Source organism: Microlunatus sp. YIM B11417 (assembly GCF_059617205.1).
In genome coordinates, this window is sequence record NZ_JCAMPJ010000006.1 from 1 (window position 1) to 18,903 (window position 18,903).

The following is an 18,903-nucleotide window of genomic DNA, read 5'->3' on the forward strand; positions in this document are numbered from 1 at the left end:
TGATCTTGAACCATCCGGACCGCACGGTCTCGGACCTGCTTCGGATACTGCTTCGGCATGACACCGATCCTCTCGTAAAGGACCGGCCCCAAACCCGTGACGCTTCACCCCAAACCCGTGACGCTTCAGTGACGCTTCATGTGCGGGTGGGGATGGGGCGTGGGTGTGTGGTGGGTGTCGGCGGGTGTGCGGGTGGGGATGGGGCGTGGGTGTGTGGTGGGTGTCGGCGGGTTTGCGGGTGTCCGGCGTCGGATTGGTGTGAAGGGTCGGGGGATGCCGGTACGGGGTGGAGCGACGGATGCTCAGCGTCCAGCCGGCGGGCACTGTGGGTCACCGACCGGCGAGATGCAGAGCAGCGGGTCGGTGGGCACTGGGGTCCGTGGCCGGCGGAGAGCGAGGATGGGATCACCGCCTCGGTGGGCATAAAACCGCCCCACCCTCGGGGGAAGGTGAGGCGGCGAGGCCAGCGCCAAGCGCGGCCTCACTGCGGCGCCGCAGGAAGGCCAGTCTGGCGGGATCGGAGCGGAGTGGCAACTCCGGTCCGCCGCTCTCACTCGATCCGGGTCGCGATCGGCGTGCCGAGTTCGACGGTCCGGCCGACGGTGCAGAGCCGGTCGTGGGACTGCGCGACGATCTTCGGCAGCACCTCGCGGGCGGCGTCGCCGGCCTCGCCGTCGGGGAAGGTCACGTTGAACGTCACGGTCAGGTCGGTCAGCCGGTTGCCGGACTCGTCGCGGACCTTCTCCGCGTCGACATCCACCCGGAACGACTCCGGCTCGGCCCGCCGCGCGGTCACCGTACCGACGTCGACCGCGGTACAGGCGGCGATCGCCGCCAGCAGCAGCTCGACCGGGGTGAAGTCGTCCTCCGCCGATCCCAGGGTGACCGTGCCGCCGCGGACGTTGGTGGCCGTGAAGGAGCCGTCGGCGGCCCGGGACAGGGACACGGAGCGGTGCGTCGAGTCGTTCGCCATGGGCCAACCCTGCCAGAGCCGGCCGCCGATCATGATCAGTAGGCTCGCCGGGTGAGCGAGGACGCGGCGGATGATCAACACGCGATCGAGACGGGCCTGCGGCCGGCCGTCGTCGTCACGGGGCAGCCGGTGGCGGCGCGGGCGCTGGAGACCGAACTGGGCAGGTTGGGCGTGCCCGGCGTGGCCGTCGCCGTCGTCCGGGACGGTCGGCCGGCCTGGGCGAAGGGGTACGGCAGCGCCGGCCCGGACGGTCCGGCCGTCACGGAGCGGACCCCGTTCCAGGCCGGCTCGATCAGCAAGGCGGTCACGGCGGCCGGTGTCCTGATCGCTTCCGCGGAGCTGGGCCTCCCGCTCGACACCGACATCGCGCGCCTCGCCCGCGGTTGGCGGCCGCCCGCCGACCCGGGCGGCCGGCCGGTCACGCTGCGCGGCCTGCTGTCCCACACGGCCGGGACGACGGTGCGCGGCTTCCGCGGCCACGCGGCCGGCACTGCGGTGCCGACCCTCGCCGAGGTCATCGACGGCGTACCGCCCGCCGACACCCCGCCGGTCCGGATCGAGCCGGAGCACGTCGGCGGTTGGCACTACTCCGGCGGCGGGTACGCGATCGTCCAGCGGCTGGTCGAGGACGCCGCCGGCCGGCCGTTCGACGAGGTGCTGCGGATGGTGATCTTCGAGCCGCTCGGCATGACGGACAGCAGCTTCGGCCAGCAGCCGCCGCCGGGCGCCGCGCAACCGCACGCTGCCGGCGGGGTGCCGCTCGCCGGCGGCCCGTACCGCTACCCGGCCGCGGCCGCCGCGGGCCTGTGGACCACCGCCGCCGATCTCGGCCGCTTCGTCGCCGCCCTGCAGCAGGCCGAAGCCGGCCGGCCCGGCGTGCTCGCTGCCACGCCGGTACGGGAGCTGTTCGCCGAGACCGTGCCCGGCCACACCCCGGGCTTCGACCGCGGCGGCGCCGACCGACCGTACGTCCGCAAGAGCGGCGACACCGAGGGCTTCGTCGGCCAGCTGGTGGGCTACCTCGGGCCGGGCGACGGCGCCGTCGTGCTGACCAACGGCGCCCGCGGCCGGGAGTTGATCGAGAGCCTGCTCGGCAGCATCGCGACGCACTACGGCTGGCCGGACTTCGGGCCGCGGAGGCGCACCGCCATCGCTCTGGACCGGGCCCAGCAGGAACGGCTGACCGGCAGCTACGCGTACGGCAGCGGCACGATCTTCACCGTGGCGGCCGGGCCGGAGTCCCTCATGATCACGCAGCCCGGGGAGGATCCGGAGTCGTTGCCGGCCGCGTCCGCGCACCGGCTGTTCCTGCCGTCGCAGAACGCCGACTTCGTCTTCGACCTCGACGATGCCGGCGGACCGGCCGACACCGGGCGGATCGAGGTGAGCGGCCAGGAGCTTCCGTTCCGCCGGCTCAGCGGAGCAGCGCCGCACCGACCAGCGAGGTGACCGACGCGTCGTCGGCCGGGACCTGATCGGGATCGAACCAGCGGACGTCGTCGGACTCGTCGCTGACCACCGGGTCCGGCCGGCCGGCCACCGTGGCGAGGAACTGCACATCGAGATGATCACTGCCGCCCGGACCGCAGAACGCGACCCGGTGCCGGGACAGCCGGAGCGGGACGGGATCGATCGTGATCATGGACAGGCCGCTCTCCTCGGTCGCCTCCCGCAGGGCGGCCCCGGGCAGGCTGGTGTCGCCGGCCTCGAGATGGCCACCGGCCTGCAGCCAGCGCCCGACCTTCCGGTGCAGCACCAGCAGCACCTGCCCGGTCTCCGGCGCCTTGATCAACGCGCTCGCGGTGAGGTGGGCCCCCGGACAGTCACGCGACCAGCCGTCCGGCCGGGCCCGCAGATGATCAAGGTACGCGAGCCGGAGCGACTCCTGGTCGGGGTCGGCCGGCCGCCAGCCGGACAGCACGTCGCGGCAGCTGTCGAGCAGGCTCACTCCTTGCCGGTCCCGCCGTCATGATCATCGTCGTCCCGCTGATCCTGCTGGTCGTCGCGCCGCTCCTCGGCGTCCAGCAACTCGGCCAGCGCCGCGTCGAAGTCGGTGTCGTCGGACTTGGTCTCGCCGGAGACGAAGCCGAGCGGGTCGTCCAGGTCGGCCGAGGTCGGCAGCACGTCCGGGTGCGACCAGACCGCGTCCCGTCCGTCGACGCCGCGGGCCTCGGTCAGCGCCGCCCACAGGTTCGCCGCATCCCGCATCCGCCGTGGCCGGAGCTCCAGGCCGACCAGCGTCGCGAAGGTCGCCTCGGCCGGGCCGCCGGACGCCCGGTTCCGCCGTACGGTCTCGGCCAGCGCGTCCGCGGCCGGCATCCACTTCGACGTGGCCCGGGTCACCACGTGGTCCACCCAGCCCTCGATCAGCGCCAGCATCGTCTCCAGCCGGTCCAGCGTGGCCTTCTGCTCCGGCGTCTTCTGCGGCTCGAACAGCCCGCCCTCCAGCGAACGGCCGAGCTCCTCGAGGTTGTTCGGGTCGATCTGGCCGACCGCCTCCTCGAGCGCCGAGGTGTCGATGGTGATGCCGCGCGCGTACTCCTCGACGAGGGCCAGCACCTGCTCACGCAGCCACGGGACGGCCGCGAACAGCCGCTGCCTGGCCGCCTCTCGCAGGGCCAGGTAGAGCAGCACGTCGCTCGGACCCTGGTCGAGTCCCTCGCCGAAGGCCTCGACGTTCGTCGGCAGCAACGCCGCCTGGCCGGGCTTGCTCAGGGGCAGGCCGATGTCCGTCGCGCCGACGACCTCGGTCGCCAGCCGGCCCAGCGCCTGGCCCAGCTGGAGGCCGAACATCGAGGCGCCGGAGGTCCGCAGCATCGGTCGCAGCATCTGCTCCAGGCCGGCCATCTGCGGCAGCTGCTGCAGTTCCTCGGAGTCGAGGCTGAAGCTCAGCGCGCCCTCCATGGCGTCGGCGATGTGGCTCGCGACCGGCTCCACCAGCCGGCGCCAGACCGGCAGCGTCTGCTCGATCCAGTCGGCCCGACTCCAGGCACGCATGGTGCCGGCGGTGCGCGGGAAGATCATCGCCTCGTCCAGCCACACCTCGGCGATCGAGGCGGCCTGGTCGATGTCGCGGCGCTGCCGGTCGTCCGGGGTCGGATCGGGACCGAGCGCCGCGACCGCCTTGCGCGCCGTGTCCTTGGTCACCTCCCAGTTGACCCCGGAGCCGCTCTCCGGCGTCTGGGAGAAGATCGAGCCGGACCCGCCGAGCATCGCGAAAGCGTTCTGCAGTTGGCCGATCAGGGCGTTCATGTCCTGCGGCGTACCGGGCTCGCCCGGCTTGCCGCCGAGTCCCGCGGAGCCGCCGGACAGTTGTGAGAACAGCGCCTCGAGCGGATTGGCCGGACCGTCGCCCGGCTTGCCCGCGCCCGGCTGCTCCGAACGCGCGGCCTCGTCGGGTCCGGTCCCTTCGTCGGGTTCGCGGTCCGGGTCCGGCTGGTCGTCGGGGCGACGATCCTGGGCCATGGCCATCTCCTCGTTCGGTTCGTTGACGTCTTCCCACCACCGTACGCGGCGACGCCCGAGCACCCCGTACCTGATCGCTGACAGCGCACAGTCCGGTGGTGCGCGCGAAGCCTGATTCCTGAGAATCGCCCGAGCGCACCGTCCGCCCCGTTCGGTCCACAGGGCGGCTGGGTAGGGTGCTGCGCATGGTTGCCGTCCGGCACGTCCAGATCACCCCGTCACCGCTCAGCGTCGATCGGGTGTTGGCGGCCGTCGCGGACGAGCGGGTCGGCGGGATCGGGCTCTTCGTCGGTACGGTGCGCCGACGCGACGAGGGCCGCGAGGTGACCACGCTCGACTACACCGCGCACCCGTCCGCGGAGGCGGTGCTGACCGACCTGATCAGGCGTACGGCAGCGGACCGCAACGTGCTCACGGCGGCGGTGGAGCACCGGACCGGCCGGCTCGAGATCGGCAACCTGGCCGTGGTCGTCGCGGTCGGCGCGGAGCACCGGGCCGAGGCGCTCGAGGTGTGCCACGAGCTGATCGACCGGATCAAGGCCGAGGTGCCGATCTGGAAGGAACAGGAGTACGCGGCGGGCGACACCTCCTGGATCGGCCTGCCGAGCGAGGACCGGCCCACCGGCGACCGGAGCAGCGGGTCCCCGTCGGCCGGAGTCGTCGGGTGACCAAACAGACCTGGACGGCCTTCTGCTCGGCGGCCGTGTTCATCGCGTTGACGGCTCTGCTGGTGTTCGTCCCGGCACCGTTCGTGTCCTGGTCGCCGGGCGGGGTCCAGGACACCCTCGGCGAGGTCAACGGCGCGCCGATCATCACGATCAAGGACACGCCGACCTACCCGACCAGCGGGCGGCTCGACCTGACCACGGTCTCGGTGTCCCGGGTCGACGCCCGGGTCAGCCTGCCGGAGGCCGTGCTGTCGTACTGGCTGCCGGGCCGGGACGCGCTGCCGCGGGCCAGCGTCTACCGGGAGGGCACCTCGGCCGAGGAGGCCGAGCAGGAACAGACCATCAGCATGGAGACGGCGCAGCACGACGCGATCGTGGCCGCGCTGCGGGCCGCGAACCAGCCGGTGCGGGCGATGCCGGTGGTGTCCTCGGTGATCGTCGACGGGCCCGCCCATGATCGACTGCTGCCCGGCGACTTGATCATCTCGGTGGACGGTCAGCCGGTCAGTCAGGTCGACCAGGCCGGCGCCCTGATCAAGCAGCACCGGGTCGGTTACCGCGTGCCGTTCGAGGTGCTGCGTGATCATCGCAAGGTCAAGGTCGTCGTGCAGACGATCGAGTCGAAGACGGACCCCGGGGTGCCGATCGTCGGGATCACCATCGGGCTGGGCTATGCGTACGATCCGCAGATCCAGTTCGATCTTGGTGACCGGATCGGCGGCCCGAGCGCCGGGCTGGTCTTCGCCCTGGCCATCTACGACAAGATCACGCCGGGGGAGTTGCTGGCCGGCCGGCACATCGCCGGCACCGGGACGATCGACCCGGACGGCAACGTCGGGGCGATCGGCGGGCTGCAGGAGAAGATCACGGCGGCCGAGGACGCCGGGGCCACGGTGTTCCTGGTGCCGGCGCCCAACTGCGCCGAACTGGCCGGGCTGCGGACCGATCTGGAGTTGATCAAGGTGACGACGTTGCAGGACGGCATCGACTCGCTGGGCCGGCTGGACCGGCCGGAGAGCCTGCCCCGATGCGGATGATGCGGATGAGGAAGCGATGAGTACGGATCCCGAGGGACCCGGCCAGGCCGACGAGGCTCTGGTCGCGGCGTTGATCGAACTGGAGCGGCACGTGGGGGAGGCCGGCTGGGACCAGCCGCCGAGGCTGTTCGCCCTGGTCCGCACCGACGACGTGATCGCCGCGGAGCCGGGACTGGTCGAGCGGATGGGCCTGCGCGGCAGCGCCGACGGCGCCCCGGAGGATGCGCTGACCGCGATCGAGCAAGATCATTTCCAGAGCACCGGCGACCTGGTCGCCGACCTGGCGCCGGTGATCTGGCCGGATCCGGTGTTCGGTTGCGCGATCGCCGCGGAGCGGACCTTCCTGCCGGCGGCGGCCGAGGCGGACCTGCCGGAGGACCCGGACCAGGCCGCCGAATTCGTCAATCAGCACCCGGACCGGCAGGATGTCCGGGTCGTGGTCGGAGTCGACCGGGCCGGTCATCGGCATGGTGTGGCCCGGCTGACCTCGCGCCCGGAGGACCTGCTGGCGGCACCGGACCTGGTGCCCGGACTTGGCGCGGCACTAGCGCATACGCTGAAAAGCGACGAGCCTGATGGTGAGGAGAGACCGTGAGTACGATTCGGCTGGGCCGGCCCCGGAGCGCCCTGCTGCCCACGCTGGTGATCGCGGCCGTGCTGGTGATCCTGTTCGCGATCTTCACCAACGTGTGGACCGATCGGCTCTGGTACGTCTCGTTCGACTTCGGCGACGTCTTCAACACGATGTTGATCACCCGGATCGGGCTGTTCGCCTCGTTCGGGCTGCTGATGGCGGCGGTGGTCGCGGCCAACGCCGCGATCGCGTACCGGCTGCGGCCGCGGGTCCGCGGTGCCGGCCCGTCGAGCCCGCTGCTGGAGCGCTACCGGGAGGTGCTGGAGGCACGGCTGGTCTGGGTGATCGTCGGGCTCGGCGTGGTGGTCGGCCTGTTCGCCGGCGCCACCGCGAGCGGCCAGGTGTTCACCTACCTGGCCTGGCGCAACTCGACGCCGTTCGGCACCACCGACCCGGTGTTCAACCTCGACATCGGCTTCTACGTCTTCGACTACCCGTGGTGGCGGTTCGCGCTGTCCTTCGTGTTCGTCGCGCTGCTGTTCAGCGCGGCCGCGGCGGCGATCATCCACTACCTGATGGGCGGGCTGCGGCTGACCGGGCCGACCCGCGGCGGCACGCCCGGCGCGCAGGCCCACCTGTCGATCTTGGTCGGCCTGGCGGTGCTAACCCGCGGCGTCGGCTACTGGTTCGACCAGTACGGGCTCATGATCGCCGACGCGACGATCCTCACCGGCGTGAACTACACGGCCGACAACGCGACCCGCAACGCCGACGTGATCCTGGCGATCATCGCCGGCCTGTGTGCGCTGCTGTTCTTCGCCAACGCCGCGCTGCGCCGCTGGTCGGTGCCGATCATCGGGCTCACCCTGATGGTGCTCTCGGCGATCATCCTCGGCGTGGTCTACCCGGCCGGCGTCCAGCTGCTCCAGGTCCGGGCCAATGAGCCGGTCCGGGAGCGGCCGTACATCGAACGCAACATCGAGGCCACCCGGGCCGCGTACGGCGTGGCGGACGTCGAGATGGCCGACTACTCGGCGAAGACGACGGCGACGGCCGGGCAGCTGCGCGCCGATGCCGAGGCGTTGCCGGGCATCCGCTTGATCGATCCTTCCCGGATCGGCCCAGCGTTCGAGCAGTTGCAGCAGGTTCGCGGCTACTACTCGTTCAGCGACATCCTCGACGTCGACCGGTACACGATCGACGGCGCCGAGACCGATGCCGTGGTCGCGGTCCGGGAGATGAACCACCAGGGCATCGAGGCGCAGAACTGGAACAACCTGAAGCGGGTCTACACCCACGGCTACGGTCTGGTCGCCGCCTACGGCAATCGCCGGCAGCCCGGCGGGGAGCCGGAGTGGATCGTCCGGGACATCCCGCCGACCGGCAAACTGACCGAGTACGAGCCGCGGATCTACTTCGGCGAGAAGCAGACGGACTACTCGATCGTCGGAGCCCCGGAGGGCATGGCGCCGGTCGAGTTCGACACCCCGTCGGGCGGCGAGGGCGGCAACCCGGCGACGACCACGTACGAGGGCAAGGGCGGGGTGCCGATCGGCGACCTGTGGAGCCGGATCCTCTATGCCGCCAAGTTCGCCGACGTGAACATCCTGCTGTCCACCGAGTTGAATCCCGAGTCCAAGATCATCTACGACCGCAACCCGCGGGAACGGGTGATGAAGGCGGCACCGTGGCTCCGGGTCGACAGCGACCTGTACCCGGCCGTGGTCGACGGCCGGATCGTGTGGATCGCGGACGGCTACACGACCTCCAACTCCTACCCGTACAGCCAGCGGGTCTCGCTGGAGGATGCGACGTCGGACTCGCGGACGCAGATGGGGCTGCCGTCGCAGCCGAACTCGTCGATCAACTACATGCGCAACTCGGTGAAGGCGACCGTTGACGCGTACGACGGTACGGTGACGCTCTACACCTGGGACGACAGCGATCCGGTGCTGCAGACCTGGAAGAAGGCCTTCCCGGGCATGGTCAAGGACAAGACCGAGATCTCGGCCGACCTGCTCAAGCACCTTCGGTACCCGCAGGACATGTACAAGGTCCAGCGCGAGATTCTGGCCCGCTACCACGTCACGGATCCGCAGAACTGGTACCAGAACTCGGATCTGTGGCGGGTGCCGGACGATCCGCAGCAGGCCGGTTCGAAGGAGACCCCGAACTTCCTGTCGATCAAGTGGCCCGGTGACGAGTCGGCGGTGTTCTCGCTGACCTCGACCTACGTGCCGGAGGGCCGGCAGAACCTCGCCGCCTACATGGCGGTGAACGCCGACGCCAGCAGCCCGGACTACGGTCAGCTGCGGATCCTGCGGATGTCCGCGCAGACCCAGATCGACGGGCCCGGACAGACGGCGAACGTGTTCAACTCCAACGAAGTGGTCGCGGAACGACTTCGCCCGTTCCAGCAGGGCACCGCTGCCGCCCAGTTCGGCAACCTGCTGACCCTGCCGGTCGGTGGCGGGCTGATGTACGTGCAACCGGTCTACACGCAGCGGCAGGGCAGCACGGGCGCGTACCCGGTGCTGCGGTTCGTGCTGGTTCGGTTCGGTTCGTCGGTCGCGATCGGCGACACCCTTCAGGATGCGCTGGACCAGGTCTTCAAGGGCGACGCGGGCGCCAACACCGAGGAGGAGGGCGGGGACACGCCGCCGAAGCCCGGTGGCGGCAACCCGGACAACCCGGCGGCCAGTGCCGCGATCGCGGCGGCGAACAAGGCGTTCGAGGAAGCCGATGCGGCCCTGAAGAAGGGTGACCTGGCGGGCTACCAGGCCAAGATCAAGGAAGCCCAGGAAGCGATCAAGCGGGCCGAGGACGCGCTGAACAAGTAGCACCGCGCCCTGAGCCTGTCGAAGGGCCTGAGCCCGATGCTCTTCGACAGGCTCAGAGCGCGTGCGGTGTGACGGCCCTCAGCGCGTGCGGTCCGGTGTCGGTCAGTCGAAGTCGAACAGGTCGCCGAGGAAGCCGCCCTTGCGGCGGCGCCGGTGACCCTGCTGGTAGCCGCCGTGCCGGTAGTCCGGGGAGTCGGGCGAGCCAGGGGAGCCGTAGCGGTAGCGCTGCTGCTGGTAGCCCTGCTGCGGATACCCGACGCTCTCGTACGGATCCGGCGGCGGCGCGACCGGCGGCCGGACCGGCTGGGCCTGGGTCGGCGCGGTGGCCGGCGGGTCCTGCCGCGGCGCCGGGGCGCTCCCGGCGTTGTCGCGCTCGATGATCTTGTCGAGTTCGCCGCGATCGAGCCACACCCCGCGACAGGTCGGGCAGTAGTCGATCTCGATGCCTTGGCGCTCGGACATCTGCAGGACGGTCTGGTCCACGGGACATTGCATGCGGACCAGGGTAGTGGTGTATCGCGACTAAGTCGCGGCGTCTGGCGACGCCTGGGCACGCACCTCGCGTCGTTCGACTTCGGTCGCGTTACGACCCGGTAGCCCTCCCTCGTCGGCCTAGCGATGCACGCACCCAGACGCCGCCAGACACCACGCCTTAGCCGCGACACACCACTGCCGCGGCCCCCACAGGGGTCAGGGATGTTCGAGCACCACCAGGTCGTAGCCGAGCGCCCGGATCGGCTCGGCCAGGGTCTCCGCGTCGCCCGCCACGGCCAGGCTGAGTCGGTCCAGGTCGACCACCGAGCGGTAGCCGGCGGTGGCCGACTCCGGCGTCACCTGCCGCAGCGCGGCCAGGCTCCGGTTCAGGTGATCATCGTCGAGCCCGGCCAGCAGTTGGCTGCCGGCCTGGTCGGCGACCCCGTCGGCGGTCGCGTAACGGAGTGGCGAGACGCCGGTGTAGTACGCGACGGCGTCGCGCACCTCGTCGGCCGTGATCGGCTTCTCGGCGAGATCGAGCAGTTCCCGGCCCTCGGCGAGGGCAGCGGCGGCGACCTCGGTCCGGAACGCCCCCTGGACGGCGTACGAGCCGGCCCGGCGCAGCGGGCCGAAGGCGAGGTGGACGCCGTAGGTGTAGCCGCGCTCCTCGCGCAGCACCGCGTTCAGCCGGGACAGGAAGGCCCCGCCGACGGCGTAGCCCGCGACCGTGACGTCGGCCCAGCGCGGGTCGGTCCGGTCGATCCCGAAGCCGCCCAGCCGCAGGTCGGCCTGGACCGCGCCCGGATGATCGATGATCACCGCGCGCGGCTGAGCGGGCTGCGGCGCCCGGTGCTCCGGCGCCGGCTGCCCGGGATCGGCGGCGGCCCAGGCACCGAACGCCTCGGTGATCATCGGCAGCGGATCCTCGGCGAAGTCGCCGGCCAGCACCAGCGTGGCCCGGTCCGGCCGGAAATGATCATGGTGGAAGGTGCGGACGGCCTCGGCGGTGACCGCGGCCACCGTGTCCGGCAGACCGCTGTTCATCCGGCTGGCCCGGCTCTCGGGGGCGAACACGCCGGACCGGAACGCGACGCTGGCCGACTGGGCCGGATTGGCGTACACCTGGTCGATCTCGGCCAGCCGGAGCGTGACGTGCCGCTCCACATCGCCGGCGGCGAAGGCCGGCTCGATCGCCGCCTCCGCGAACAGGTCGAGGGCCGGCCGGAGCCGGGAGGCGGGGACGTCGAGCACCGCCTGCAGCCCGGCCAGCGACACGTCGACGCCGAACCCCGCACCGAGCGTCTCCAGCTGCTCGGCGAACTCCTCGCCGCCGTGCCGGTGGGTGCCCTCGTCCAGGGTCCGGGCGCAGATGGTGGCCACGCCCTCGAGATCGCGCGGCTCGGTGTCCAGCGGGGCGTCGATCGCCAGGTGGCCGGAGATCACATGCTGGCCCGGCATCCGGTAGAGCGCCACCGCGAGCCCGTTGTCCAGCCGGTGCCGCTCCGGGGTCGGGAACAACCACTCCCGCGGCGGTTCGATCGGCGGCTGGGGCAGGTGGGACGTCACGCGGACTCCTTGCGGTAGATCAGGGTGGCCCGATGATCGGGATCGAGCCGTTCGGTCAGGGCGGCCGCGATCTGGCCGTGGTCGATCGCGGTGAACGTGGCCAGCCTGGAGTTGATCATGGTCGGGTCGCCGTGCAGGGTGGCGTACTCGCCGAGGGCATCCGCCCGGGAGTCGATCCGGGCCAGCTCGTTCAGCCAGTGCCGCTCGAACTGGGCCTTGGCCCGGCGGACCTCGATCTCGGTCGGGCCGTCGTTGCGGAGCCGGTGCACCTCGTCCAGCAGCGCCTCGGTGAGCCGCTCCGGCGTCACGCCGGACCGGGCGCGGGCGTAGCAGAGCCCGATCGAGGTGCCGCCGATCAGCGGCATGGTCATCGCCGCTGCGCTCTCGGCCAGCTCGGCGCCGCGGACCAGGGCCCGGTGCAGCCGGGACGTCTGGCCGTGGCCGAGCACGGAGAGCGCCAGGTCGGCTGCGTCGAACTCCGGGGTGTCCCGGGTCGGCAGCCGCCAGGTCAGGTAGATCGCCTCGGCCGGCACCGCGGCCGCGGTCTCGGCCTGGGGCAGGCCGGTGATCACCGGCAGCGGGGTCGGGTCCGGGTCGGCCGGGACCGGTCCGGCGGCCAGGTCGCCGAAGTAGCGCTGGGCGCGTTCGAACGCGTCCTCCGGATCAAGATCACCGGCGATGGTCAGGACGGCGTTGTTGGGCAGGTAATGGGTGGCGAAGAACGCCCGCACGTCCTCGACCGTGGCCGCGTTCAGGTCGTCCATCGAGCCGATCGTCGTGTGCCCGTACGGGTGGTCGGCCGGGAAGGTGAGCTCGATCAGCCGCTGCATCGCGTCGCCGTACGGGACGTTGTCGTAGCGCTGCCGCTTCTCCTCCTTGACCACCTCGCGCTGGGTGTCCAGGTTCTCCTGGGTCAGCGCGTCCAGCAGCGTGCCCAGCCGGTCCGCCTCCAGCCACAGGGCGAGGTCGGCGCCGCCGGTCGGCAGCGTCTCGAAGTAGTTGGTCCGGTCCATCGACGTGGTCGCGTTGACCATCGCACCCGCGGCCTGCATCAGCCCGATGTGCTGGCCGGCGGCGACGTTCGCCGAACCCTGGAACATGATGTGCTCGAACAGGTGCGCGAACCCGGTCCGCCCCGGCTGCTCGTGCCGCGAGCCGACGTCGTACCAGAGATTCACCGCGACCGACGGCGCCCCGTGATCAGGACTCGCGATCACCCGCAGGCCGTTGCCGAGCACGGTCTGCGAGATCGGGTACGAGGTCGGCGACGGGTCCGGCTGGACGGGTGGTGGTGTCTCGGATGCGGGCGAGCTCATTACGGTATCTCAGCACATCGGCCAAGGCCGTTGCGCCGGCACCGTCGGTACGGTGGTGGAATGCTCATCGCGGAGACGTTCCTGCTGCTCTGCCTCGACGCGGACACCGGCAAGCGGATCGCCGGCCGGAGCCGCCTGGAGCCGGCCCTGAACGGAGCCGTGGCCGCCGAACTGGTGCTGCGCGGGCGGATCGTGATCACTACGGACAGCGACGGACTGCTGCGCCGGCGCCGGCCCGCCGTGATCGATCCCACGCCGACCGGCGACGCCGTCCTGGACCTGATGCTGGCCGGGCTGCTGGCGAAGCCTGATCGGAAGCTCGCCGAGGTGATCAACCCGTTCCGGTTCCGCCCGCTGATCAAGGACCCGGCGGGGCTGCTCTCCGGCCGGCTGGTCGCGGCCGGGATCCTGGACCAGCGGGCCGGCCGGGTGCTCGGGCTGTTCCCGACGACGGCCTGGCCGATCCGGGACCCCCGGCCGGACCGGGTGACCCGGGAGCGGCTGCACCACGCGCTGATCGCGGACGGCAGCCCCGAACCGGAGACCGCCGTCCTGGTGGCCCTGGCGCTGGCGACCGGCTTGTTGATCAAGATCCTGCCGACCGACGACCGGCCCCGGCTGCGCCGGCGGGCGAAGGACGTGATCGCGGCCGAGCCGCTGGCGACGCAGCTGCGGCAGGCCGTCTCCCAGGTGTATGCCGACCAGGCAGCGGCGGCCAGCGGCTGATCAGGTCAGGTCGAACCTGACGAAGCCGCGCAGCGTCCCGTCGCCGAAGTCGCGCAGTTCGCGGTAGCCGAGGCTTTCGTAGAAGGCACGCTGGCCGGGCTCGTCGTCGGTCAGCAGCACCTGCTGCCGGACGTGGGCGTAGCGGTCCAGGACGGCGGTCACCAGGGCCCGGCCGATTCCGGACCGGCGCTCGTCCGGATGGACCAGAACGTCTTGCAGATAACAGATCGTGGCGTCGTCGGAGATCGCCCGGGCCAGCCCGATCAGCCGTTGACCACGGCGGGCGGTGACCACGTGGGAGGAGTTGGCGATCGCCGCCCGGAGGGTCGCCGGGTCCGCGGTGTAGGCGGTCCAGCCGACCGAACCGTACAAGATCATCAGGTCCTGCCCGCCGACCTCCGGCTCCGCCGCGATGATCAACTCGCCGGTCATCCGATCACTCCGGCCGCCCGGGCCGCGGCGGCGTAGTCGGCGGCCAGCGACGCCGTCGTCGCGTGCGCGTTCAGCCCGCTGGGGTTCGGCACCAGCCACAGCTCGGCTCCCGAGATCGGTTCCGGCTGCCGGCCGGCCCGGGCCTTGGCCCGGCCGAACGCGATCCGGTACGCGGACAGCCCGGCGACGGCGACCACCTTGGGCCGGTGCTCGGCGATCACGTCGAGCAGCCGCTGCCGCCCGGCCCGCAGTTCCTCCGGAGTCAGCTCGTCGGCCCGGGCGGTGGCTCGCGGCACCAGGTTCGTGATCCCGATCCCGCGGGAGATCAGGTAGCGGCGGTCGTCCTCGGTCAGCCCGGCCGATCGGTCAAGATCACGATCGACGATCCCGGCCAGCCGCAGAGCGGGATAGAACCGGTTGCCCGGGTGGGCGAAGTGGGTCTGGGTGGCCGCCGTCCAGAGCCCCGGGTTGATGCCGACGAAGAGCAGGAGCACCCGCGGCCCGATCAGGTCGGGGACGGTACGGTTTCGGTACGACTCCAACTCCGCCCGGGTGAATCCCACCCGGACACCCTAGGCCACCACGAGGAGAACCATGCCGGACGTCGATCCGCACCTCATGCCCGCAGACCAGGTGATCACCGAGGATCAGGAGTGGGGCCGGCTGGTCTGGATGGTGTCCGGCCGCCAGGGCAACTCGACCACGATGACGGTCGGTCGGTGCTACCTCGACCCGGGCCGGCAGAACCCGCGGCACTATCACCCGAACTGCGACGAGGTGCTGCACGTCCTGCAGGGCCGAATCCTGCACAGCGTCGACGACGCGACGTTCGAGATGGGTCCCGGGGACACGGTGAGCATCCCGTCCGGCAAGGTGCACAACGCGCGCAATCTCGGGACCGAGCAGGCGATCTTCGTGATCTCCTTCTCCGACCCGGATCGGCAGACCGTGGGGGAGTGATCGCGGTCAGGGTCCGAGCAGCGCGGGAACGAGCTGCCGGACCCGGAGATCGAGTTCGGCCGCGGTCCGGTCGAACGCTTCTTGATCATCGGCATCGGCCGGGTTCGCGATGCTCCAGTGCCGCAGTTCGGGCCGGTGGGTGAAGCCGGGCAGTTCCTCGCGCACCTTGTCGCAGAGGCTGATCACGTGGTGCAGCCGGCGGCCGGTGAAGCGGTCCAGCGGCTGCGGCCGGTGATCGGTCAGGTCGAGTCCGTACCGGCGCAGTGCCTTGGCCGTGCGCGGATCCAGCGGCCGCGGCCGGCTGCCCGCGCTGTGCACCTGGACCCGGTCTCCGGCCTGCTGCCGCAGCAGCGCCGCGGCCATCGGTGATCGCGCACTGTTCCCGGTGCAGGTGAAGAGCACCCGGACCGGCGCCCGCCGCCGTACCGGCCGTTCGGTCGGGGTGACCCGCAGCGCGGGGTGCAGGTCCGATCCCACGGTTGCCAGAGCCTCGGCGCAGGCCTGCAGCTCCAGCCGGTAGTAACTGTCCCGGCCGTCGAAACTGCTCCGCCGCGCCTCGACCAACCCGGCCCGCCGGAGCAGACCGAGGTGGTAGGAGATCAGGTTCTGCGGCTCGCCGACGAGCTCGGTCAGTTCCCGGACCCGGAGGTCGCTCCGGCCCAGCGCGGTCAGCAGACTCCACCGCAGCGGGTGGGCGACCAGGCCGAGGAACGGCGGTGGTGCGGCGGCCGAGACCATGTTGACACAGTACATCAGCGGTGTTTGAATCAAATTACATTGATCTATCAAGGGAGATGACGATCATGGCTCAGGTGTCGGTCCGCTACATCGTGGACGACGTGGAGGCGGCGATCGCCTTCTACACGGACTCGTTGGGGTTCACGGTCGACCTGCACCCGGCGCCGGGATTCGCCGCGCTGAGCCGCGGTGACCTCCGGCTGCTGCTGTCCCAGCCGGTCGGAGCGGGCGGTGCCGCGCAGGCGATGCCGGACGGGCGCAGGCCCGAGCCGGGCGGCTGGAACCGGATCGTGCTCAGCACCGAGGACCTCGAGGCCGAGGCGGAGCGGCTGCGGGCCGCCGGCGCGACCTTCCGGAACGACATCGTCACCGGCTTCGGCGGCAAGCAGATCCTGCTGGACGATCCCTCGGGCAACCCGATCGAGCTGTCCGAGCCGCGGAAGCCGAGCGACTGACGCGAAATTCATCGGGCCGGCTTGCGTCGTGTCGGCCCGGATCGGTTCCGCGGCGACTACATTCGCCTGGTGGCTGGGGAAGACGCAGCACCTGCGGTCTCGGTGATCATGCCGACCTACGACGCGCTCGGATACCTCCGGGAGGCGTTGGCGCGGTTGCGCGCCCAGACGCTCGGACTGGACCGGTTCGAGGTGATCATCGTCGACGACGGGTCGACCGACCGGACGCTGGCGTACCTGGAGGAGGAACGGGCGACCTGGCCGGGACTCCAGGTCGTCCCGCGGCCGCACACCGGCCGCCCGGGCGAGGTCCGCAACGTCGGCCTCGACCGCGCCGCCGGCCGCTACGTGTTGTTCCACGACGCCGACGACTGGCTCGGTGACGAGGCGCTCGAACGCTGGGTCGCGGCCGCCGATCGCCACGAGTCCGATGTCACGGTCGGCCGGATCCGGAAGGTGACCCCGGACGGGAACCGGACCGGCAAGCTCACCGGCGCGGTCGACGCCGACCTGATCAACGACGGGGTCTGGCGCAGCCTCGGTCCGCAGAAACTGTTCCGCCGCTCACTGCTGGACCGGCACGGGCTGCGGTTCCCGGACGACATGGTGCAGGGCGAGGACCAGGTGTTCGTCGCCACAGCGCTGTTCACGGCGTCCCGGGTGACCACGCTGGACGACTACGACTACTACTTCCGGCGGCAGCGGGCCGACGGCGGCAACCTGTCCCGGCGGCCGCAGCCGCTCGGCAACAAGCTGCTCACGGCGACCCGGATGACGCGGCTGATCATGGAGCACGTCGACCCCGCCGAACGATCGCCGTACCTGGACCGGGTCCTGCTGCGGACCCTCGCGGCGGGACTCGGCGGGCCCTTCACCGGCGCACCGGCGGAGGAGCAGGCCGCGGCGATCGCGGTCCTGCAGGCCGAGGTGCTCCCGTTGCTCGACGAGCGGCACCTGGCCGAGGCGACCGACGTCGCGCGGCTCCGGCTCTGGACCGCCGCCCGTGGCGGTGCCGGCGACCTGGTCGAACTCAATCGTTGGCTGCCCGGGCGGACCACGAAGGTCGCCGGCGGCGTGCTCGTCCACGCGCTGCCGGACCGGTTGGCGGAGCTGCTGCCCGAGGAGGTCCGGCGGGTCCGGGAGCCGGTGCGCTCCTCGTACCGGCTGGTCGACGTGCGCCGTGATCGCGAGGAGGTCCGGCTCGTCCTCGAGTTCGAGCTGCTGCTGCACGCCGAGCCGCCGGACCATGGGTTCCTCGAGTTCAGCCGCCGCGGCCACCCGCTGACGGTACGGGTCGACGGCGAGCCCTCCGGCCGGCCCGGCCGCTTCGATGTTCTGATACGACCGTATCGAATGGCCTCGCTGGTCCGCGGGAAGGCCGTCTGGGATGTCTCCGGCACGGCACTGCAGGGCGGGGCGGCGATCGCGACCCTCCGGATCGGCTGGGACGACCGGTTGGCCGCGACCGGCGAGGCGGCCGCCGACGCGACCCGGCGGGACCCGGCCGCGACCACCGCGGTGTTCGGCCCGACCCGGGCGGGCAACCTGCGACTCACCACGACCAGCCCCAGCCGGCCGGCGCCGAGCCCGGCCCGGCGGGCGCTCCGCCGGCTTCGCCGTCTGCTGCCGCTCAAGCCCCGGTAGCCGGCCCCGGACCAGAGATGACACCCCGGAACCGGGCGGGCGGTGAACCCTGACAGCAGCGCCCGCTCAGGCGCCGAAGCGGGCGATCGGCTCCCCGTGATCGAGCTCCGGCCACTGCCGGGTGAGCCGGGCCAGCTTGTCCGGGTTGGCCTGGATGTGCAGCGCCGTGACCCCCTCCTCGGTCAGCTGCAGCGCGATCACGCCGATCACCCGGTCCCCGACCACGGCGACCACGGCGGGATCGCCGTTGCTGGCCACCGGGTACAGGTCGGGGGTGCCGTGGAAGAGGTCCTCCGTCAGTGCCTGCCGGGACGGGCTGGGCCGGAACAGGCCGGTCAGGAATCGGGCGATCTTGAGCGCACCGGCGATCGGCGTGCTCCGGGCCGGCACCTTCCCGCCGCCGTCCGCCACGCTCACCGCATCGTCGGTGAGCAGCTTGATCAACAACTCCGGATCGCCGCTCAGCGCGGCGGCGAGGAACTCCTCGGTGATCTTGTTCGCGGTCGCGGCCTTGATCGTCCGCCGGGTCCGGTCCAGCGCCAGCCGTTGCCTGGCGCGCCGGTACAACTGCTGGCAGTTCGGCTCGGTCAGGTCGAGGATCTGGGCGATCTCGGCGTGCGGATAGCCGAACGCCTCCCGGAGCACGTACACGGCGCGCTCGTTGGCCGACAGCTGTTCCATCAGCGTGAGCATCGCGAGCGACACCGACTCGCGCTGCTCGGTGGTCTCGTCCGGCCCGAGCATCCGGTCGCCGGCCAGCAGCGGCTCGGGCAGCCAGGTCCCGACGTAGCGCTCCCGCCGGACCCGGGCCGAGCCGAGCTGGTTGAGGCAGACATTGGTGAGCACCTTGGTCAGCCAGGCCTCGGGATTCTCGATCCGGTCCCGGTCCGCGCCGTGCCAGCGCAGGAACGTGTCCTGGACCGCGTCCTCCGCATCCGTGGCAGAGCCGAGCAGCCGGTAGGCGATCGCCTCCAGCCTGCCCCGGCTCCGCTCGAACAGGTCGATGTCGTACGCACTGATCGCCATCGCCCACCA

19 protein-coding genes are annotated in these 18,903 nt (G+C 71.5%); 9 read left to right on the forward strand and 10 right to left on the reverse strand.

Features of this window, described 5'->3' with window-relative positions:
* Positions 1-550: 550 nt before the first annotated feature.
* Positions 551-973, reverse strand: coding sequence for an OsmC family protein (locus AC6CCG_RS24840; RefSeq protein ID WP_496657445.1), 423 nt, complete (start codon positions 971-973; stop codon positions 551-553).
* A gap of 51 nt (positions 974-1,024) precedes the next feature.
* Between AC6CCG_RS24840 and AC6CCG_RS24845 the strand changes: the two genes are divergently transcribed.
* Complete coding sequence (locus AC6CCG_RS24845) at positions 1,025-2,422, forward strand: serine hydrolase domain-containing protein (protein WP_496657446.1); 1,398 nt, start codon at positions 1,025-1,027, stop codon at positions 2,420-2,422.
* Here AC6CCG_RS24845 and AC6CCG_RS24850 read toward each other — a convergent pair.
* Positions 2,388-2,921: an NUDIX hydrolase gene (locus AC6CCG_RS24850; RefSeq protein ID WP_496657447.1), complete on the reverse strand. Its 534-nt coding sequence runs from the start codon at positions 2,919-2,921 to the stop codon at positions 2,388-2,390. The genes AC6CCG_RS24845 and AC6CCG_RS24850 overlap by 35 nt on opposite strands.
* The gene (locus tag AC6CCG_RS24855; protein WP_496657448.1) at positions 2,918-4,438 is read right to left on the reverse strand and encodes a zinc-dependent metalloprotease; all 1,521 of its coding nucleotides are present in this window, start codon (positions 4,436-4,438) and stop codon (positions 2,918-2,920) included. Before AC6CCG_RS24855 ends, AC6CCG_RS24850 begins: the two co-directional genes overlap by 4 nt.
* 185 nt (positions 4,439-4,623) lie before the next feature.
* Here AC6CCG_RS24855 and AC6CCG_RS24860 point away from each other — a divergent pair, with 185 nt between their 5' ends.
* From AC6CCG_RS24860 to AC6CCG_RS24875, 4 genes are read left to right on the forward strand one after another with little or no spacing between them, the layout of a single operon-like run.
* On the forward strand, positions 4,624-5,106 hold the full coding sequence (locus AC6CCG_RS24860; protein WP_496657449.1) for a molybdenum cofactor biosynthesis protein MoaE: 483 nt from the start codon (positions 4,624-4,626) through the stop codon (positions 5,104-5,106).
* Positions 5,103-6,143 carry a YlbL family protein gene (locus AC6CCG_RS24865; protein WP_496657450.1) on the forward strand — a complete coding sequence of 347 codons (1,041 nt, stop codon included), beginning with the start codon at positions 5,103-5,105 and terminating at the stop codon, positions 6,141-6,143. Before AC6CCG_RS24860 ends, AC6CCG_RS24865 begins: the two co-directional genes overlap by 4 nt.
* Before the next feature lie 16 nt (positions 6,144-6,159).
* Positions 6,160-6,738 (forward strand): PPA1309 family protein, encoded by a 579-nt coding sequence (locus AC6CCG_RS24870; protein WP_496657451.1) that lies wholly within the window; start codon positions 6,160-6,162, stop codon positions 6,736-6,738.
* Positions 6,735-9,557, forward strand: a complete 2,823-nt coding sequence (locus AC6CCG_RS24875) for a UPF0182 family membrane protein (RefSeq protein ID WP_496657452.1) — start codon at positions 6,735-6,737, stop codon at positions 9,555-9,557. Before AC6CCG_RS24870 ends, AC6CCG_RS24875 begins: the two co-directional genes overlap by 4 nt.
* A gap of 102 nt (positions 9,558-9,659) precedes the next feature.
* Here AC6CCG_RS24875 and AC6CCG_RS24880 read toward each other — a convergent pair whose 3' ends face one another.
* From AC6CCG_RS24880 to AC6CCG_RS24890, 3 genes are all read right to left on the reverse strand, one after another.
* Positions 9,660-10,052 (reverse strand): TFIIB-type zinc ribbon-containing protein, encoded by a 393-nt coding sequence (locus tag AC6CCG_RS24880; protein ID WP_496657453.1) that lies wholly within the window; start codon positions 10,050-10,052, stop codon positions 9,660-9,662.
* A 195-nt stretch (positions 10,053-10,247) separates the two neighbouring features.
* Complete coding sequence (locus tag AC6CCG_RS24885; RefSeq protein WP_496657454.1) at positions 10,248-11,597, reverse strand: M16 family metallopeptidase; 1,350 nt, start codon at positions 11,595-11,597, stop codon at positions 10,248-10,250.
* Complete coding sequence (locus AC6CCG_RS24890) at positions 11,594-12,913, reverse strand: M16 family metallopeptidase (RefSeq protein ID WP_496657455.1); 1,320 nt, start codon at positions 12,911-12,913, stop codon at positions 11,594-11,596. The genes AC6CCG_RS24885 and AC6CCG_RS24890 overlap by 4 nt, the downstream gene beginning before the upstream one ends.
* A 60-nt stretch (positions 12,914-12,973) precedes the next feature.
* Between AC6CCG_RS24890 and AC6CCG_RS24895 the strand changes: the two genes are divergently transcribed.
* Positions 12,974-13,639 (forward strand): GOLPH3/VPS74 family protein, encoded by a 666-nt coding sequence (locus AC6CCG_RS24895; RefSeq protein WP_496657456.1) that lies wholly within the window; start codon positions 12,974-12,976, stop codon positions 13,637-13,639.
* Here AC6CCG_RS24895 and AC6CCG_RS24900 read toward each other — a convergent pair whose 3' ends face one another.
* Entirely contained in the window at positions 13,640-14,071 is a 432-nt protein-coding gene (locus AC6CCG_RS24900; RefSeq protein WP_496657457.1) for a GNAT family N-acetyltransferase, read from the reverse strand.
* Positions 14,068-14,634, reverse strand: coding sequence for a mismatch-specific DNA-glycosylase (locus tag AC6CCG_RS24905; protein ID WP_496657458.1), 567 nt, complete (start codon positions 14,632-14,634; stop codon positions 14,068-14,070). The genes AC6CCG_RS24900 and AC6CCG_RS24905 overlap by 4 nt, the downstream gene beginning before the upstream one ends.
* A gap of 31 nt (positions 14,635-14,665) precedes the next feature.
* Between AC6CCG_RS24905 and AC6CCG_RS24910 the strand changes: the two genes are divergently transcribed.
* The gene (locus AC6CCG_RS24910) at positions 14,666-15,031 is read left to right on the forward strand and encodes a cupin domain-containing protein (RefSeq protein ID WP_496657459.1); all 366 of its coding nucleotides are present in this window, start codon (positions 14,666-14,668) and stop codon (positions 15,029-15,031) included.
* A gap of 6 nt (positions 15,032-15,037) precedes the next feature.
* Here AC6CCG_RS24910 and AC6CCG_RS24915 read toward each other — a convergent pair whose 3' ends face one another.
* Positions 15,038-15,769 (reverse strand): arsenate reductase/protein-tyrosine-phosphatase family protein, encoded by a 732-nt coding sequence (locus tag AC6CCG_RS24915; RefSeq protein WP_496657460.1) that lies wholly within the window; start codon positions 15,767-15,769, stop codon positions 15,038-15,040.
* Between the two features lie 65 nt (positions 15,770-15,834).
* On the opposite strand from AC6CCG_RS24915, the gene AC6CCG_RS24920 reads away from it, so the two are divergent.
* Positions 15,835-16,224 carry a VOC family protein gene (locus AC6CCG_RS24920; protein ID WP_496657461.1) on the forward strand — a complete coding sequence of 130 codons (390 nt, stop codon included), beginning with the start codon at positions 15,835-15,837 and terminating at the stop codon, positions 16,222-16,224.
* Between the two features lie 69 nt (positions 16,225-16,293).
* Positions 16,294-17,868, forward strand: a complete 1,575-nt coding sequence (locus tag AC6CCG_RS24925) for a glycosyltransferase (RefSeq protein ID WP_496657462.1) — start codon at positions 16,294-16,296, stop codon at positions 17,866-17,868.
* 66 nt (positions 17,869-17,934) lie between these two features.
* Here the strand turns inward: AC6CCG_RS24925 and sigJ are convergent, their stop codons facing one another.
* On the reverse strand, positions 17,935-18,894 hold the full coding sequence (gene sigJ, locus AC6CCG_RS24930; RefSeq protein ID WP_496657463.1) for an RNA polymerase sigma factor SigJ: 960 nt from the start codon (positions 18,892-18,894) through the stop codon (positions 17,935-17,937).
* Between the last annotated feature and the right edge of the window lie 9 nt (positions 18,895-18,903).

Excerpts from the sequence above, each read along its gene's own strand:
- AC6CCG_RS24890 (WP_496657455.1), bottom strand. The coding sequence starts at position 12,913 with ATGAGCTCGCCCGCATCCGAGACACCACCACCCGTCCAGCCGGACCCG.
- AC6CCG_RS24880 (WP_496657453.1), bottom strand. The coding sequence starts at position 10,052 with ATGCAATGTCCCGTGGACCAGACCGTCCTGCAGATGTCCGAGCGCCAA.
- AC6CCG_RS24910 (WP_496657459.1), top strand. The coding sequence starts at position 14,666 with ATGCCGGACGTCGATCCGCACCTCATGCCCGCAGACCAGGTGATCACC.
- AC6CCG_RS24840 (WP_496657445.1), bottom strand. The coding sequence starts at position 973 with ATGGCGAACGACTCGACGCACCGCTCCGTGTCCCTGTCCCGGGCCGCC.
- AC6CCG_RS24860 (WP_496657449.1), top strand. The coding sequence starts at position 4,624 with ATGGTTGCCGTCCGGCACGTCCAGATCACCCCGTCACCGCTCAGCGTC.
- AC6CCG_RS24895 (WP_496657456.1), top strand. The coding sequence starts at position 12,974 with ATGCTCATCGCGGAGACGTTCCTGCTGCTCTGCCTCGACGCGGACACC.
- AC6CCG_RS24900 (WP_496657457.1), bottom strand. The coding sequence starts at position 14,071 with ATGACCGGCGAGTTGATCATCGCGGCGGAGCCGGAGGTCGGCGGGCAG.
- AC6CCG_RS24870 (WP_496657451.1), top strand. The coding sequence starts at position 6,160 with ATGAGTACGGATCCCGAGGGACCCGGCCAGGCCGACGAGGCTCTGGTC.
- sigJ (WP_496657463.1), bottom strand. The coding sequence starts at position 18,894 with ATGGCGATCAGTGCGTACGACATCGACCTGTTCGAGCGGAGCCGGGGC.
- AC6CCG_RS24920 (WP_496657461.1), top strand. The coding sequence starts at position 15,835 with ATGGCTCAGGTGTCGGTCCGCTACATCGTGGACGACGTGGAGGCGGCG.
- AC6CCG_RS24915 (WP_496657460.1), bottom strand. The coding sequence starts at position 15,769 with ATGGTCTCGGCCGCCGCACCACCGCCGTTCCTCGGCCTGGTCGCCCAC.
- AC6CCG_RS24855 (WP_496657448.1), bottom strand. The coding sequence starts at position 4,438 with ATGGCCCAGGATCGTCGCCCCGACGACCAGCCGGACCCGGACCGCGAA.